At 60.6% G+C, this 15,588-nt stretch carries 19 protein-coding genes and 2 pseudogenes; all 21 read right to left on the bottom strand.

Going from position 1 to position 15,588, the window contains the following annotated elements; genetic code table 11:
- Positions 1 to 4 precede the first annotated feature (4 nt).
- Positions 5 to 319, bottom strand: coding sequence for a phage tail assembly protein (locus K5Y35_RS17390; protein WP_222832448.1), 315 nt, complete (start codon positions 317 to 319; stop codon positions 5 to 7).
- 11 nt (positions 320 to 330) lie between these two features.
- Positions 331 to 834 (bottom strand): phage major tail tube protein, encoded by a 504-nt coding sequence (locus K5Y35_RS17385; protein ID WP_222832447.1) that lies wholly within the window; start codon positions 832 to 834, stop codon positions 331 to 333.
- Between the two features lie 12 nt (positions 835 to 846).
- On the bottom strand, positions 847 to 2,013 hold the full coding sequence (locus K5Y35_RS17380) for a phage tail sheath family protein (protein ID WP_222832446.1): 1,167 nt from the start codon (positions 2,011 to 2,013) through the stop codon (positions 847 to 849).
- A 103-nt stretch (positions 2,014 to 2,116) separates the two neighbouring features.
- Positions 2,117 to 2,674: a DUF4376 domain-containing protein gene (locus K5Y35_RS17375; RefSeq protein WP_261991201.1), complete on the bottom strand. Its 558-nt coding sequence runs from the start codon at positions 2,672 to 2,674 to the stop codon at positions 2,117 to 2,119.
- Positions 2,675 to 3,294: 620 nt separating this feature from the next.
- Positions 3,295 to 3,933 (bottom strand): annotated as a pseudogene (locus K5Y35_RS28260) (phage tail protein); the annotation flags it as partial.
- Positions 3,934 to 4,092: 159 nt separating this feature from the next.
- Positions 4,093 to 4,458, bottom strand: a pseudogene (locus K5Y35_RS28255) (phage tail protein); the annotation flags it as partial.
- Between the two features lie 22 nt (positions 4,459 to 4,480).
- Positions 4,481 to 5,092, bottom strand: a complete 612-nt coding sequence (locus K5Y35_RS17365) for a phage tail protein I (RefSeq protein WP_222832444.1) — start codon at positions 5,090 to 5,092, stop codon at positions 4,481 to 4,483.
- 1 nt (position 5,093) lies between these two features.
- Positions 5,094 to 5,978, bottom strand: a complete 885-nt coding sequence (locus tag K5Y35_RS17360; RefSeq protein ID WP_222832443.1) for a baseplate J/gp47 family protein — start codon at positions 5,976 to 5,978, stop codon at positions 5,094 to 5,096.
- A complete protein-coding gene (locus K5Y35_RS17355; RefSeq protein ID WP_222832442.1) occupies positions 5,975 to 6,301 on the bottom strand; it encodes a GPW/gp25 family protein in 327 nt (108 codons plus the stop codon). The genes K5Y35_RS17360 and K5Y35_RS17355 overlap by 4 nt, the downstream gene beginning before the upstream one ends.
- Before the next feature lie 5 nt (positions 6,302 to 6,306).
- Positions 6,307 to 6,537: a hypothetical protein gene (locus K5Y35_RS17350; protein ID WP_222834506.1), complete on the bottom strand. Its 231-nt coding sequence runs from the start codon at positions 6,535 to 6,537 to the stop codon at positions 6,307 to 6,309.
- 53 nt (positions 6,538 to 6,590) lie between these two features.
- On the bottom strand, positions 6,591 to 7,178 hold the full coding sequence (locus K5Y35_RS17345) for a phage baseplate assembly protein V (RefSeq protein WP_222832441.1): 588 nt from the start codon (positions 7,176 to 7,178) through the stop codon (positions 6,591 to 6,593).
- Positions 7,175 to 7,696: a hypothetical protein gene (locus K5Y35_RS17340; protein ID WP_222832440.1), complete on the bottom strand. Its 522-nt coding sequence runs from the start codon at positions 7,694 to 7,696 to the stop codon at positions 7,175 to 7,177. The genes K5Y35_RS17345 and K5Y35_RS17340 overlap by 4 nt, the downstream gene beginning before the upstream one ends.
- A 1-nt stretch (position 7,697) precedes the next feature.
- Positions 7,698 to 8,354, bottom strand: a complete 657-nt coding sequence (locus K5Y35_RS17335; protein WP_222832439.1) for a hypothetical protein — start codon at positions 8,352 to 8,354, stop codon at positions 7,698 to 7,700.
- The gene (locus K5Y35_RS17330) at positions 8,351 to 8,671 is read right to left on the bottom strand and encodes a hypothetical protein (RefSeq protein WP_222832438.1); all 321 of its coding nucleotides are present in this window, start codon (positions 8,669 to 8,671) and stop codon (positions 8,351 to 8,353) included. The genes K5Y35_RS17335 and K5Y35_RS17330 overlap by 4 nt, the downstream gene beginning before the upstream one ends.
- Positions 8,672 to 8,673: 2 nt before the next feature.
- Positions 8,674 to 9,669, bottom strand: a complete 996-nt coding sequence (locus tag K5Y35_RS17325; protein ID WP_222832437.1) for a major capsid protein — start codon at positions 9,667 to 9,669, stop codon at positions 8,674 to 8,676.
- A gap of 63 nt (positions 9,670 to 9,732) precedes the next feature.
- Entirely contained in the window at positions 9,733 to 10,077 is a 345-nt protein-coding gene (locus K5Y35_RS17320) for a head decoration protein (protein WP_095139914.1), read from the bottom strand.
- Entirely contained in the window at positions 10,074 to 11,243 is a 1,170-nt protein-coding gene (locus K5Y35_RS17315) for a head maturation protease, ClpP-related (RefSeq protein WP_222832436.1), read from the bottom strand. The genes K5Y35_RS17320 and K5Y35_RS17315 overlap by 4 nt, the downstream gene beginning before the upstream one ends.
- Complete coding sequence (locus tag K5Y35_RS17310) at positions 11,240 to 12,718, bottom strand: phage portal protein (protein WP_222832435.1); 1,479 nt, start codon at positions 12,716 to 12,718, stop codon at positions 11,240 to 11,242. The genes K5Y35_RS17315 and K5Y35_RS17310 overlap by 4 nt, the downstream gene beginning before the upstream one ends.
- Complete coding sequence (locus K5Y35_RS17305) at positions 12,718 to 12,924, bottom strand: phage head-tail joining protein (RefSeq protein WP_096796982.1); 207 nt, start codon at positions 12,922 to 12,924, stop codon at positions 12,718 to 12,720. The genes K5Y35_RS17310 and K5Y35_RS17305 overlap by 1 nt, the downstream gene beginning before the upstream one ends.
- A 1-nt stretch (position 12,925) precedes the next feature.
- A complete protein-coding gene (locus tag K5Y35_RS17300; RefSeq protein ID WP_222832434.1) occupies positions 12,926 to 14,953 on the bottom strand; it encodes a phage terminase large subunit family protein in 2,028 nt (675 codons plus the stop codon).
- Positions 14,934 to 15,566: a terminase small subunit gene (locus K5Y35_RS17295; RefSeq protein ID WP_222832433.1), complete on the bottom strand. Its 633-nt coding sequence runs from the start codon at positions 15,564 to 15,566 to the stop codon at positions 14,934 to 14,936. The genes K5Y35_RS17300 and K5Y35_RS17295 overlap by 20 nt, the downstream gene beginning before the upstream one ends.
- Positions 15,567 to 15,588 lie beyond the last annotated feature (22 nt).

The following is a 15,588-nucleotide window of genomic DNA, read 5'->3' as shown; positions in this document are numbered from 1 at the left end:
ACACCTAGTCGTCCGTGACCAAGCGAAAATAGCCGGCCTGCAAACGCATGTAGTCGACCATTTTCAGGGCCACCAAATCCGATTCAGAGGTCTGGGTCAGCGAAGCAAACAGCGACAACTCACGCTGCTCGGCATCGCCGTTGGAGGCCGCCTGCGCGGCGCGCACGTCACGCACGCACGGTGCGCGCATCGACACTACGTCGACGAGGACACCGCTCAGCTCGGTGGGGTATTTAAGGCCAATGCGAAAACCATCTTCGGTCAGCTCCAGCCACTTCGGCAGCGCTTTAGCGGGTGTTTCTTGAATTGCTTGAGTCATTGCGTATGTCCTTAAAGGCCGAGGGCCGAGCGTTCTTCTGCCAGTTGATCAACACCGTCGACCACGAGCACCATGCCGACCATGTCGATCTCGTAGACCAGCCGACCGCCGACTTCGAGCTTGTAGTAGGTCAGCGCCATGTTGTGTTTGCTTTCGGCCTTTTCGCCGGCCTTCCAGTCCCCCATGTCGACCTCTTTGAGGCCGCCGCGCATGGTCACGATGACCGGAGTGACTTTGCCCTTGAGGCCTTTGAACGTGGCTCGGAACACCGCCGTACAAGCGGTGCGGTCGGACAAACCGAACCATTTCAATGCCTCGCGGCGCACACCGTTGGTGGTAAACCCGGCTTCAAGTTTCTCGACACCGGTCGGGATCTCGATCTCGCCCGCCATGCCGCCGCCCCGATAGGTTTCAGTTTTCAGCACGACCTTGGGCAGGGTCAGGCTCGGCATGTCGCCGGCAAAACTAACGCCGTCGATAAAGCCGGCGCAGTTGGACAGAACTTCAGGAATCATCAGGTGGCCTCCTTAGGCGGCTTCAAGCACTTCGGTCATCCACTCGTTGGTGACTTCGAAGAGAAAATTCGGGTTCTCGGCCGGCGGCACGTCGGTGAAGCGGATCCGCCAGAACACCTTGCCCTGCTCGATCTGGCTGGCCGTGTTCAGTTCCTGGTCGGCGTACACCTCGAAGTTGATCACCGCGCCCTGATTTTTAAGGTCGCGCATGAACGCTTCCAGACCATCGGTGACGTCCTTGACGTAGGTCTTGGTGATCGAGCGGTCGACCGCCCACTTGTGCCCGGCCTGCACCGCGTCCATGAGGATGAACAGCGTGCGTACACGGGTAACGAAGGCCCACTTCGGATCGCTCGACAGCGTACGGTTGCCCCAGAGTCGAAAGCCGTCATCGCGAATGATCGTGGTGATATTGGCGTTGTTGAGCAGGTTGGCCCGACAGGTTTCGTCGCCGTCCAGGTACTCCACAGCGCGGGTCGTCCCGGTGATGCCGGTGAATTCTTTGTTTGAAGGCGAGGCCCAGAAGCCGTAAGTCGCGTCCGTCCAGGCGAACAAGCCCGCAGTCCAGGCCGAACCCGGGGCATTCACCGTCTTGCTTTCGCCGGTGTCCCAGAACTGCACGCCGGGGTCGACCATGAACAGGTTGCGACTGCCGAAGTTTTCGGCGTAGGCCATAGCCGCCTCATCGGTGGTGCATGGCCCGTCGATGATCCCGATTGCCCGCAGCTTCTGCGCCAGGCTATCCATGGCCGTGGCCACCGCTTGGGTGGCGGAATGGCCGGGCGCGATCAGCAATCGCGGCTGGGCATTGAACAAGCTTTTGCCATCAAGCAACGCCTGCAGACCGGTACGCTGACCGGAAACCAGCACACCGCCGATGATCGCGGACGTCTGCAGCGCCGGATCGTCCATCTTGGGAACGCCGATAGCGACGATCACCGCCTTGGCCTTACTGTAAATCGCCTGGCAGGCCTTGGTGATCGCCGCACCGGCACCGAAGGCCGCAATGGCTTCGCGCTCAGTGGTGATCAACTTCAGCTCACCGGCCTTCGCGGTACCGCCACCGACCAGGCCCGGCGTAAAGGTGTCGCACAAGCCGATAATCGACGAGGACGGCAAAGAGATGGTGCGTGCGCCTGTATCGACCGAAGTGGTCGTGACGCCGTGAAAGAAACTCATAACGATCGTTCTCCAGAAACGACAAAGCCCCGCGTCGGCGGGGCTTTGATGGTGTGTTGTGGGGGTACAGTGGAAAAGAAAACGCCCCGACAGTGCGGGGCGTCTATTGCAGCTCAGCTGACTCAGGAGGTGCTGAGTTCGGCCAGCCTTCCAGCAGCATTTCATCGGTGAATTCACCGGTTTCGATTGCTCGCAGCAACACCAGCTCACGATCAAAACAGGCCTGTACATGCGCACGCACCGCCTTGGCGATGGCGGCGATCTGCTCTGCGCCAATCTCGACAAAACCGGTTGCCGTTTTGAAGTTGCAGCGATAGTCGGGATCGTAGATCGCTGCCAATCCGGTACTGGCAATCAGTGCTTGGCTGTCGCGAGTCGTCTCAATGGCCAACCCGTTCACCGTGACACCGGTCGCCTCGCGAGTGAAACGCTCTGCAGCAACGAGCTCGGCCTGTTGCTCTGGCGATATCACCGGTGATCCTGACGGTGAGAAAAGCCAGTGTCCGTCCACCTCCACAGCTCCCCAGCCAACTGAGGGTGCCGGCTCAACCCCATCCAGACACACCCAGACAAAGGACGGGTGATACATCGTCGAGATATCTCCGTCTACCTCCGCGAATTCGAATACCTTGCCGCCGTAGATCCTTCCATAAAGACTCATGTCCATTCCTCGATATCAATCCAGCCATCGGCGCCATGCCCTCCACGCAGGTGCGATGGGAACGAAGGGAGGGCGACAGCGCCACCGCCACCTGAGCCAGGGTTAACAGCGTCTGCACCCTGCTGACTCTGGGAGATCGAGTTTCCGCCAGCGCCCATTTCGCTTGCACCGCCCTCGCCAGAAATAACAAAGTCCACCTTAAATCCAAAGACGCCACCGCCACCGACGCCGATACCGTTCTTGACGTTCGCGCCGACTGCTTGCTGAGAATTAGGCGTCCGACCGAGGTATAGCGGCGGAACCACGTTAGCGGACAAGCCACCACCAATCCCACCTGGACCAGACACATGGGGCCCGAACGAGGTAGCCCCTCCGTTGTTACCCGGACCTACCAGAACGCCGGAGCCCCCCTTGCCAATAGTCGCCAGTACGCCATCAAAACCGCTGGTAATCCACGTATCAAATGGCGCACCCGCACCGCCACCGCAGCCGGCGGAAATCTGACCAGCAGCAGTTGAGGCTGCCCCGCCGCCAGCACCGCCGGCTCCTTGGCCCTTGATCCGGATCTTGTTCGTTCCGGACGTCGACCAGTAAATTTGAGTAGCTCGGAGTCTGCGCGTGCCGATCATCCGGCCGGTGGCCAGACGCACCTCATTCGCCAAGGCGCCGACATCAATAACGCCCTGATTGACTGGCGAGCTCCACGCTTTGATGCACCACATCACCGCCACGTTGCGCGGGCGAGCTACACCGCCGCCTGACGGGTAAGGGCTATAATTCACATTGGCTGATGTGAAAGTGATCCCTACGCCGGGATAGTCCGCCTCTTTATAAACATCCGCCTGAGCCTCGACCGAAGAACCACGCACAATGTCGACCGATGCGCCGCCCGTATAGTTACTGTCAAAAACCGCAAGCGTGCCGAGCTGGGCGCTGCCAATCGCGCGCCCGGCATCGACGCCTCGGCCATGATCCCAGCCACGCAGGAATTCAGCGCGCAGATCCGGCAAGCGGAAATTGCCCGCCCCCTCGTTGCCCTTGTTGAACGATGTTCCAAGGTAAGCCGACAGATCTGGATAAGCCGCACTGCTTTGCACGCTTCCATCAAGCTCCAGAAAACCTGCAGGCATCTTGTTCAGTGGAAACGATACGACAGTGCCAACCGGCATTGCAGTCGCCCTGGCGAGCAACGCATTCACCTCATCAATGGTGTAGCTGTCTTTGATGCCCATATCTGCCAGCGTGGCCGGGTTATCTCCCGATTCAACGATGCCGCGCTCGTTGATCCGCACCCGCGTGTATTGACCGGCGATCTTGTTTGCGGGCAACAAACCGTTGAGCAGATCATCAACATAACCGCGAGTGGCCAACACCACCGATGGATCGATTTTCAACTGAATGTTCGACGTGCCGCTGGTGATGATGTGCATCCGCACCACCTGATTACGGCCAGAGCCTTGGGCAAGTAACGGCTTGTAGCTCGGCGCCGCATTCGCCACCGCGCAGAAAACACCGTCCTTGTCTTCCAGCGCAAGCTCGCGAATCCACCAACCGCCTACATCCGGTGGCAACACCAGCTCGGCAATCAGGACATTGGAATCAGTGGGAGACACACGCAACTGATTGAGCTGCGCCCGATAAACTTGGTTCACCAGTTTGGTTTGCGAGGCGCTGGGGACGGGGTCGGTGCCGTTTGCATCACCGATCTGCATGTAGCGTGGTTCCCAAGGGATGCCCAACGCGTCGCAGTTGGTTTTCTTGGCGGCGCCCTGCGTGGTGAGCATGCCGCCAAAAATAGAGTTTTTATCAACCATGGGGATATACGTCCAATTCGTCGAGGGTGTATTCGCTGACGCCATGGTTCCCCTGAACCATTACGTCCATGTCCGGGTTGCTCCATGGGTAAACGTCAATTTCATCACCGTCGTAAACGGCAAAACCGACATAGGCGTCCAAGTGAGTTTCAAGTGTGATGTCGAGTCCGGTCAGTTTTCGGCTGACGGGTTTGGCGTCGTCGATCAGGCGTTCGAGTTCGAGGTACATCTCTTCGGTGATACCGGTGTCCAGCACGCCGACCTTCAACGCGAAGGTGCCCGGCACGCCTTCCGGGATGGTCTGCCACCATTCTGAGATCTCGATCAGATAGCCCAGCGGTTCGACGACCCGGCGCAATGCACCGATGGTGCCCTTGTGCTTGTGGATGTAGAACGAGGCCTTGATCGCGGCGCGCTTGACCGCTTCCGGCCACGCCGGATCCCAGCGGTCGACTGACCAGGCCCACGCCAGATGGGGTAGCAGATGAACCGGACAGGTGTCGGGGTTGTACAGTGCGCGCAATGGAATCAGCGTGGTCTCGGCAAACGTCGCCTCAATGCCCCGTTCCAGGGGAGTGCTGTTAAGCGGTAAAAGGCTGCGCATATCAGCCTCCCAACACGACGGTGCAACCGGTGCAGTACGCTGCCTGCGCTTTGGTGGGTTTCAAATCCTCCCAATCCTTGATTTCAACGCGGGCCACACCGGCGACGTGCAACTGCGCATCGACACCCGAGCGCGCTACCTCGACACCCAAGCGACGGCGCGGATTGATCCAAGCCTCAAGACGCTTGATCGCCTCAGCGAGCGCGGCGTCGTTTTCCGGTCCGGTACCTTTCATGTGCAGCACCGCATCGACCCGATACCGCAGTATCTCGGCACCGCGCACGGTGACCCGATCACCGACCGGGCGCACATCGTCGTCATTCACAGCCTCGGCGACCAGGGCCAGCAGCTCCGGCCCAACCGCGCCGTCCCCTTCCAAGCCCAGCACCGTCACGTCGACGCAGGCCGGCGCTGGGCTTTCGGCTGTTGCGTCAGCAACCAATGCCGAGGCGTTACGGGCATGCAGGATGTAGCTGTTGCGTGGCCCCGCCGTGGTCAAACCCTCATAGGCCATCTGCACACGTTCACGCAGAGCATCGTAAGATTCCAGTACTGCCTCGACCGGCGGCACCGCCAGCGGATCCGCCGCTTGAATCACTAGGCGTTTGAGATTGACGTTGGCGGCCAGTTGCTCCAGATCGGCGCCAATGGCATACGCCAGCAGTTGCGCCTTCGCCGCGTCGTTAACCCGCGCCCGGTTACCGAGTTTGATGTAACTGCCGACTTCCAGCAGCTTGGTCACCGGATCGCTCTCCAGCGCAGCTGTCCAGTTGTCGCCCATGTAACCGCGAAACACGTTCAACGCCTCGCCATACACTTCTTCGAAGTCCAGAGGCTCCAGCACGTCCGGTGCGGGCAGCTCAGTCAGATCCACCAGCGTACTCATACCCACACCTCCAACGTGCCGCGCTCACCGAGATACTCGCCGCTGATTCTGAAGTTGATTTTCCCGCCCAATACCGAGATGGCGACGACGCGCCCAAGCTTCAGTCGTGGCTCCCACTGGCGTAGCGCCCGGGCCGCTTCCGCTTGAGCGGCGCTCTTCCAGCCTTCGTTAATGGGCAGGTCGACCATCCGCCGCAGCTTGCTGCCGTACTCCGGACGCTCGCGGCGGCTCAGCAACGGCGTGCCGAGGATGTCCGCCACCGACTGACGTAAATGCTCGATGCCGGAGATGGGTTGCCCAGTGTGGCGATCCATTCCGATCATCGGGTTTACTCCTTGAGTTGCTCGAACTCGGCGTGGGCTTTAAGGCACTTCAGCGCTACATCGTCGGTGCAATCTACCGACACCTGAGCTTTCGCTACGGCCAAGGTGCGGCCGTCAGGCAGGATGACCGTGCGCGAGGTGTAAAGGGTGTCGCGAAAGGTCACGGTCGAGTTCATCTGCACGGCGCTGATCGGCACGGACTCAGGCGCAGGCAAATCATCTTGATGTTTGGCCATGGTTTCTCCAGGCATGAAAAAGCCCGCTCGCGGCGGGCTGGATGAGTGATGAGTTAGTGCTTGTGGTGATTATCACTTTGGCCGGCGGCCAGAATGTCGGCATCGCTAGTGATGCTCTCTGTCGCATGTAGCGGACCGTCAATATTGACCGGCCCTTTGATGTTCACGGTCCCCTCAAGAACGATCGTTCCCGACTTCACGCTGACAGCGTTGTCGGTGACTTCGGCCTGCGTCGATCCGACTTTGATGGTGACCGTACCGCTCGGCAAGGTGATGGTGTAACTGTTGGCCTGCCAGTCGTAGACCAGTGAGCCTCCATCATCGAAACGCCAGACCTCGACGTGGTCGCGGTTGTCCGGTGGCGGTCCGCCGTTGCCGTACAGGCCGGGAATGAACGTGCCCTGTGCCACTTCACCACTGGCACTGATCAAGGTGCCTTGCTCATTCAGGCTGGGCGCTCGCCAGTGCCGCGCCTTGCCAGCTGCAACGCTGTGCCAGCGTAGCCAGCCGCTGACCCACTCACCGTCCGAGACTCGGCACACTGGGGGTGACGCGGCCAGATCCACCGCCACCACGTAGCAATCCTTGACCAGACCGGCGAGCATCCGGTCGTGCTGGGCGGCGACGTAACCGGAACTCATGGAACATCCTCCGGACGGAACGGGCCGTCGCCTGGCTCAATGTTCAGCAGCAGGGTGCCCGGCGGCTGATCCGGCCAAGGCCATTCGGCTTCACCGAGGTAGATCTGCTGCGTCCATTCCACGACCCAGACGGTGTAGCCGTCCAGTTCGGGTTTGGTCCAGTCCTGCATCGCCTGCACGAACTCAGCCGGTTCGACCTCAACGCCCCAGCACTGCATGCGCAGCAACGCGGCAAGGTGGCCCGCCAGGAACACCGCCTGTTGGTGATCATCCGGCTGAATCGGATCGGTGATCACTCGCGCCTCGAACTTGCAGGCCAAGCCGGTTTCACCTGTTCCCGGATCGAGACCCGGCTCCATCTCGGACAGTTCGATCAGTACGGCTGGCAGCGGCAAGCGATCCAAATCATCCGGCCACATGGACACCGTCTGCAGGCACGGAAAGTGTTGCTGAATGCGCCGCTCGATGGCGTGATACAGCTGTTCAAGACTGAACGGCTCGTCGACTTGATCCGTCACGTCATTTCCCCTTCAAGTGCTTCTGCACTTCGAAATTGAGTTCCTGCTGCAGGACATGCACCAGGTGTTCGTCAGCCTTGCTTACCCAGCTCTCAAAGTGCGGGCGGGCCTGCTCCAACGACACCTTGGCCTTGGCCAGCGGGAAGCGGTTGTCGTGCTCGGCGATCCAGCCCGAACTCGCGCCAACCGCACCGCTGACATCGCTGTCGGGATAATCGCTTACCCTGAAGTGCTTGCTGCCGGTACGAATCCAGACGTCTGCGCTGTTGCCGTAGACCTTTTTGAAGAACGCGCCCTGAAAGCGCCGGCCTGCCACCGAGACACCGGAGCGACTCTGCCGAGGCCGGCCGATGCGGCTGGCCTCCATGGCGTTGAGGCCGAACCACAATTTGCCGCTGTTGGCTCCGCCACTGACCGGGTAGGCCCGCAAGCGCTGCCGAACAGCAGCGACTGCAATGCGTTCCTGCCGGCCGACAGCGCGGGCAATTTGTGTGGCAAGCCAGCGCAGGGTTTTGTTGATGGCTCGGCGCTGGGCGTTGGCCGCTGCTTTGGGCACTAAGGCGGCAAAGTCCTGAAAGGCTTTCAGATCTGCCGCCGAGGTCTGCAGCGAGATCATCCCGCCGCCGGCCGAGGGCTTGAAGTGACTGCCAACGCTCATGGTCGTTTCCTTAGGATCAGGGCGACCAGACCGTCACCGGTGGGTTCAAGTTGCAGCAGGTCGTAGTCCCCGCCACCGTCGAGCTCCGGTACGTCAACGCTTACCAGCAGCCCTTTGCTCAAACCATCGGCGTCAGCAACGCGGACCTCGAAGCGAGGCTCACGAATTGCGGTCTTCATCCGCCCGATTCGCGGTTGCAACCAAGGCGCCGAGAACATGCCGAGTACCGGTTCACTACGCCCTTCGATCCGTACACTGTCGCCCAAGGTTTCAAAGACGATGTCGTCGACATCGGCCATCAGCTCGCGAATGCCCATGACTACATTTCCAACAGGATCTGCGCCAGCGGCCGGGTGCACATGTGCAGTGGGTTGGACTGCGCTTCACCGGCCATGCCCTTGTTGAACGGCAAGGGTTCGATCTTGCTGTAGTAAGGCACGCCTTCGGTGTTGACCGTTTCCATGTAGTCGGCGGGTGCAAACACCGAGATGTACAGATCCGGCACGCCTTCGGGAATCAGCAGCGCCTTGTCGTCATGCACAAAGGTCATGCCCGCGATCTTGCCGCGATAACGTTCCCAGGTGATGCCGCCGTAGTCGAAACTCTCGCGCGCATCACCGCGCAACGATGCTGCCTGCTGGGTATTGAGGTAGGTCTCTTTCACCTCCTTAAGTTTCAGCATCGCATTCCAAAAGTTTTTCCCGCAAAACGCCCGCGAACCGCTGCTGGTCACACTCCCAAGCGCATCCTCTTGCATGTCCAAAGCTTCGCCACATTTGACGCGGAAATCGGTCTCCGGCTTGGCGAGCTCCATCGGCATACGCTGTCGCTGCACGCCGAAACGCTCATAGAGATCGAGCAATACGGTTTTGCCATCGGCGTCGTAAATCTTGCCGTTGAGTGCGCCCAGTCGCTGGAACTCATGGGTGACGTCCAACTGGCGGCGCGCCTTGGCCAGACGTTTGTTGACCACGTCCTGCACCGACTGCAACTCCGAGCGCGTACCGAAGGCGCGAATACCCTGGATCTCGTCAGCCTTGATGGTGAAGCGCTCAGGCAAATGCACGGTGTTGAACGGGATCAGGTTGCGCTTGCTGCCCGAAACTACCAGACCGGAGGTGCCGCGCTCACCGGCCGGTACCAGGGCGAGAGTGTCGCCGTCTTTCTCAATCTGTACCGTCAGGGTGGTGATGCCTTCTTCTTGGAACAGACCCAGGCTGCCAATGCGCCCGGGTACGTATTCCTGTTCGTTAATGGCGGCGGTCAACGAGGACACCGAGAATGCCTCGTCGTTGAAGATTTGAATGTCAGCCATGAAGCAGTCTCCAGAAAACAAAAAACCCGCACAGGGCGGGTTGAAAATTTGAAGGTGATCGCCTTAACGGACGATCACGTTATGAGCAGCCAGCGCTTTCTCGGCGGCCAGATCCAGACCGGTCAGATGTGCTTCACTGACCTCGGCCAGACGCACCACGGCGCGCCCGCGACGGACAATGTCGGACGTGCTCAGCGGGCCGAAAAGAATCGCCTGGGCGTTCTCGCTGCCGTCTTCAGCGGTCGGGTTGTACGGAGCGAATTCACCGGTGGCGGTGACCAGGCCGAGGATCTGGCCGGGCTCAAGCGCCGGGCCGGCGGCGACATTGATTGCTTCGCGGGAAATGGTGCCGGCTCCCTCGGACAGGAGAAATTCCCCGGCGTGCATCGGTTCACGTTGAATGTTCATGCAGTAGCTCCAGTAAGAGAGGTTCGTTTGCCAGTCTGCGCCGCTTGACGTGCGGACCAGATCGAAGGCTGGTCAATCTGCTTGGCCTGCACCTTCGGCGGCGGGTCATCAGCCAGCGGCAGGCTGTTGTCGATCTCAAAACCCTTACCACTGCCCACCAGTTTGTCGAACAGCCGGGCTCGGACGGCCGAGGCATCCAGACCGGCCGAGACGTACTCGGCGCTGAACTCCGGTAACCGCGCGGCGACGCACAAGTCGTTGATGGCTTTGGCCTGGTTCAACGCCGCCTGCACCACCGATTCGTTTTCGAGTTTGGTGACAGTGAGCAGCGGCTCGATCAGGTTGCTGATGCCCGCCGCCGTACAACGCTGGCTGATCAGCACCGCCAGTTGCGCAGCATTGGACGCTTGGGCCGGCGGGACATCCGGGATCGGCGGCGCAGGCTCCGGTGTGGGTTCGGGTTCTGGATCAATCGGTTCATCCAGTTGAGCCAGCAACGCGGCCGGAGCATGCTGGAAACGCTGCAGCACGGCACCCTGTCCCAAACACGCTTTGACCTTGACGCCGTCGCCGATCTCATCAGCCAGCCCCAAGGCCACCGCTTCGTTTGCCGTCAACCAGGTCTCGGCCGCCACCAAGCGGCGCAGCTCGGGCTCGTCGATGTCAGGAGCCTTGGCCTTGTAGGCCGCGATGATGGCTTCCATGGTCTGGTCCAACACATCGGCGACCTTGCGAAAGCTCTCGGCGTCGCCGGCGGCGTAGGTCCAAGGGTTGTGAATCATCAACATGGCATTGGACGCGATCACCACACGGTGCGCACCACACACTGCAACGCTGGCTGCGCTCGCGGCCAGTGCATCGACCCGGCCGGTGCAACGCTCGCCCAACCGCGACAGTGCGTTGTGCATCGCCAGCCCATCGAATAGATCACCGCCGACGCTGTTAAACGCCGCCACGACGGGCGACACACCGTCGTCCATGGCGCGCAGATCCTGGACAAACTGATTGGCGGTGATGCCCCAAGTACCGATCTCGCCGTAGACAAACACCTCAATGGTGCGTTGCTCGGCTTCGCCGTTGGCCTGCATGGCGTACCAGCTTTTTTCCGATACCTGCACGCGCTCGCCGGCCTTGTTGTAAATGCGCGGTCGCGCTTGCTTGCTCATGGTTGCTCCTTGTCGTCGAGCGACTCGATGACGTCGAGGGTGTTGTAGTTGAGGCCCAGGCGAACGGCCCGGGCGAGATCAGCGGCGTTCTCCGCATCGACCGTTTCGGCGTCGTAGCCGGTGCGCAGCACCATCTCGCTGCGCGAGGCGAAGCCGGCTTTGACTTCCATCGTGCGCGCCTGCACATCCTGCACCGGCTGGATGTAGGCCCAGCCCTGCGGCACCCAGCGCGTTCGTAGATACTCGCGCCGTCGTTGGGCGTAATCCTTCAGCACTAGCGCACCGGACAGCACCGCCATGTCCATCCACGCGGCACGAACCGGACGACACAGCTGATGCACGTAAACGCTGAACTGCAGTTGCTCCAGACGACGGCGAAACTCGTTGAGCACGACGCGCAACGCGCGGTCGTTGATCTCGCGCATGTCGCCGGTGAGGATTTCGTAGGGTGTGCCGGTACCGGCGGCAGCGGCCATCAGTTGCTGCCGCATAAAGTCCGGGTAGTTGTTGCCGGCGTCGGGTGGTTTGGAGAACTCCACCTCCTCGCCCGGCCCAAGTTCCTGCATGGTCCCGGGCTCAAGCGCGACCATTGGCGTGAATCCGTCGCGGTCGGTCACCAGTGGCTGACCGGTGACCGGGTCGCGCGGCAGGGGACCGGAGTCTGGGGGCGGTCGGGTGATGAAGCCAGCGAACAGGTTGGCCACCTCCTGGCGAAACAGCACCGCGTCGTCGTAGTTGTCGAGGCTGCGCAGGCGCTTGAGCACCGGCGACAAGCGCGGTACGCCCCGCAACTGCCCAGGCTCCAGTGGCTCGAAGATGTGCAGCACCTGGGTAGCGGGCACGCGCACTAGCTGGTTATAGCCGGCATTCAATGCCGAGGGATCTCCCGGGTGCGAGCGGTACATCCAGTACGCCACACGCTTGCCGACCGGGTTGAACTCGATGCCGGCACGGATCACGTTGCCATCACGGGTGGTTTCGAACTTGTCGTGCGGCACGAACTCCGGAGCGAGCAACTGCAGTTGCAGCGGCACTGCATGACCATCGTCCATGCTGCGTGGCCGCAGACGAATGAAGCATTCGCCGGAGGTTTCGACGGTGCGTGCGGCCAGCGCCTGCTGGCCATAGAAGTCGGTGAGGTCATCGGCGTCAGACTCATCGACCCAGTCTTCCCATAGTTCCTGCAGTTGCTTACGCAGGGCGTCGTCGTCCGTCTTCGGCCGCGGGTTGATGCCGGTGCCTATCAGGTTACTGACGCGTTTGTCGATGACGTTGAAAGCATACGGGTCGTTGCGCACTGCGGCCCGCGATCGGGAACGCAGATTGCGCAGCGCTGGCGTGTTGATGGTGTTCAAGCCATTGTCGGGCGCATCCCAGCCAGCGGAACGACGGCCCTCCCCGGCGCCTTCGTAACTGGCCTTGATGTTTGACGGTAGCAAGAATCCGTTACGGGTTAGCGTCGGATAACGAGCCATTACAGTCCCTTGCCTCCGTGGTAAAGCCGGACCACGCGGGAACGCGGCCCGGCAGCGTTGAGCAGCGAGGTGCGAATTTCGTCGCGGGCCTGCAGTAGTTCGGTGATGGTGCGGTACTCGACTGTGCGGTCGCCGAAGCGAACGGTTTTTTCACCGCGCGCAATGGCCTTCTCGATCACATCGAGGTGCTGTTGGGTAAAGGACATATCAGCGTCTCTTAAGATAACCGCTGGTAGAGCTGCGGCGTTGTGATGGCGATGCAGCAGGTCGCGCGGGTGCGACAGGTGGAGCCGGTGTCGGTGGTGCCAGCTGAGCTTGCCGGACAGCAGCCGGCGGCGTTGTTTCCGCTTGTTCAACGAACTCGGCTTTGGCCGGCTTGGGCGGCGCATCGTCGAACAACCCGGACTGCGCCAGTGCCTGACGTACTCGATCCCAGTCGTGCTCCTGGTACCGATTGATGCCCAAGTAATGCGCCATGGCCAGGCAATAGACCATCAGGTCTAGTGCTTCGTTGCGCTCGGCTTTGCCCTTGATCCACTCGACACGTTTATGGCCGCGGACGTAGCGAGCGACCTTTCGTTCTGCCACACATTGGGCGAAGAAGTCGTCCGGCAAATCGTTGGCAAAATGCAGCGAGCCGGGTCCATCCGGGAACGGGTAACGGTTGTAGATCCAATCCTTGGCGGTGTCGGTACCGACAAACCACAGCTCGGCGCCGTGGCGCTCGGTCTGACCCTTCCAGGTCACGTCGACCATCGAGGGCCGCTGGGCAATCACCGGTCTGCCGGGTTTGCTCGCACCTTTGATGGCGAAGATGTTGCGCCAGCGCCGCATGCGGCAGAACTGGTAGACCTCATCGGTGTGATGGCCCCCGGAGTCGACAGCCGTGGCAAGAATCGCCAAGCCGACACCGCAAGGGTGCCGGTAGCGAGCTTTGAGCAAGTCATCAAGTACCGCCCAAGTTCGCTCATCAGCGGGATCGCCTGAGATCACCTTGTGATCAATCACCCAACGCTCCATACCAAAGCCCCAGCCCATGACCATCAACTCCAGACGGTTAGCCTGAACGTCGACGGCGGCGGTAAGCATCAGCGAACCGGACGGCATTGAGCCGAGGCCGTAGCTCTCCAGACGCGCCCGGTCCATAAGAACATCGGCTTTGGTTTGCTCTTGAGCGCTGTCCCAGACCTTGGCCAGTCGGGTGTTGTAGAACACCTGCATCGGTTCAAGATCGCCTTTCGCCTGTGCCCGCTTGGCCTTCTCGTACTGCCTGGCCAGCGTACGCCAGTCCATCCAGCCTGGTGGCGAGTACAACGCGTTGAGATGAAAGCCAACCGTTTCGCCATCACCTTCGGCATGGGCTATCCACTCGCCATTGGCAAGCATCCAGCCCTTATGGTGCTCCTCGATCAACACGTCGCACTCAGGCCCAGCACACTGGTAGTGAATGAGCTGGTAATCCTTGGAGTAGAGCAAACGTTCCCACTCCAGTACCTGCTTGTGCCCGCAAGTTGGACACGGCACGTAGAAGTAACGTTGATCGCTGGACTCGAACAGATCACTGATACGCGAAGCACCTTTGATCGTTGGTGAGCTGGAGAAGTAGAACTTGGCATTCCGGCCAAAGGTACTGCCCCGAGTCTCTGCCAGCTCGATGGGATCACCCTCCTCTCCGACGTCGACTTCCCAACGATCCACCTCATCGCCGTACACATAGCGCGCTGAGAGCTCGGCCAAGTTGGCCGCGGAACCCGCAGTGGTCACGTACAGCGAACCACCTTCAAACTCTTTGGTGTCCATCGTGTTGCGGGAGTCACGAGACCGACTGGACGCCACTCGCTTACGCAGAACGGGCGTGGCCTTGATGGTCTTGCTGATCCTCGATGACACCCGCTTAGCCAGGCTAAGGCTCGGCAGCAGTGTCAGGATATTGGACGGTGCCATATGGATCAGGCCACCAATCCAATTTAAGGCGATTTGGGTTTTCATCAACTGCGAAGCCACCATCGTAACGACGCGCTTGCAGGGGTGAGCTGGCGATAAACAGCGCATCGGCTCACGTGCGTAAGGGGTGCGAGAGGTGCGGTATTGGCCGGGCTCAGCGGCACCTGAATCACGCGGAATACGCATGTATTCGTCGGCCCACTCGTCCACCCACACATCCGGGTCAGGTTGAAGCCCCCGGAAATAAGCCTCGCAGTACACCGTCGCTCCATCAGATCTGGTCAGGTTCATCTATCACCTCCCAGTTAGTATCCAGTGTGTGGCCGAATTCCTCAGAGGACATACGGCCGGCGTCCTCAAGCCGTTGTCTCAATGCTGCAGTCAGGTGTCGTTCGATCTCCCATGGATCCGACATGGCCGCCAGTTCCGGAGCCAGTTGCGGAGGCATACCCAGCAACGTGTCGCGAAGCATGCGACCGGCGTTGTATGCCCCGGACTGAACTGCCGTAACGTCGACTGTTGAGCCCTGTGCTTTGTGAAACTCCATCTCGGCCATCTGCGCCAAGTAGAACTCACGGTGCGCGCGTGCCTTCTGAAAATCCGGATGCTTGTCTGTCGTCGGAGCCGCCAGCGGCGGCGCAGCCATGGAAGTCGGCTCGGTTTGGGTCGACAGTTGGCTGTAAACGTTGCGCTGAATCCGATCTTGTTGATGGCGTTCAGCAACGGCGGCCTTGCTCGGGTCGGCGGTGTCGCGAATCAGCGCTTCGGTGGCATGTACATCAACCTGTTTGCCATTGGGCGAAAGCACCAAACGGTTGTTGTCTTTCAGCCAGGTGATGTAACTCGGCGACCTGCCGAGCCGGGCCGCGAAGGCGCTCTTCGACAGGTAGGTTGGTTCTGTCATGAGCCCTCCTTTTTCAACGTAT

The organism is Pseudomonas sp. SC3(2021) (genome assembly GCF_019856535.1).
Classification (GTDB): domain Bacteria; phylum Pseudomonadota; class Gammaproteobacteria; order Pseudomonadales; family Pseudomonadaceae; genus Aquipseudomonas; species Aquipseudomonas monsensis.
Note: the sequence above shows the minus strand (reverse complement) of the source record. Positions and strands in the feature narration are given on the sequence as shown.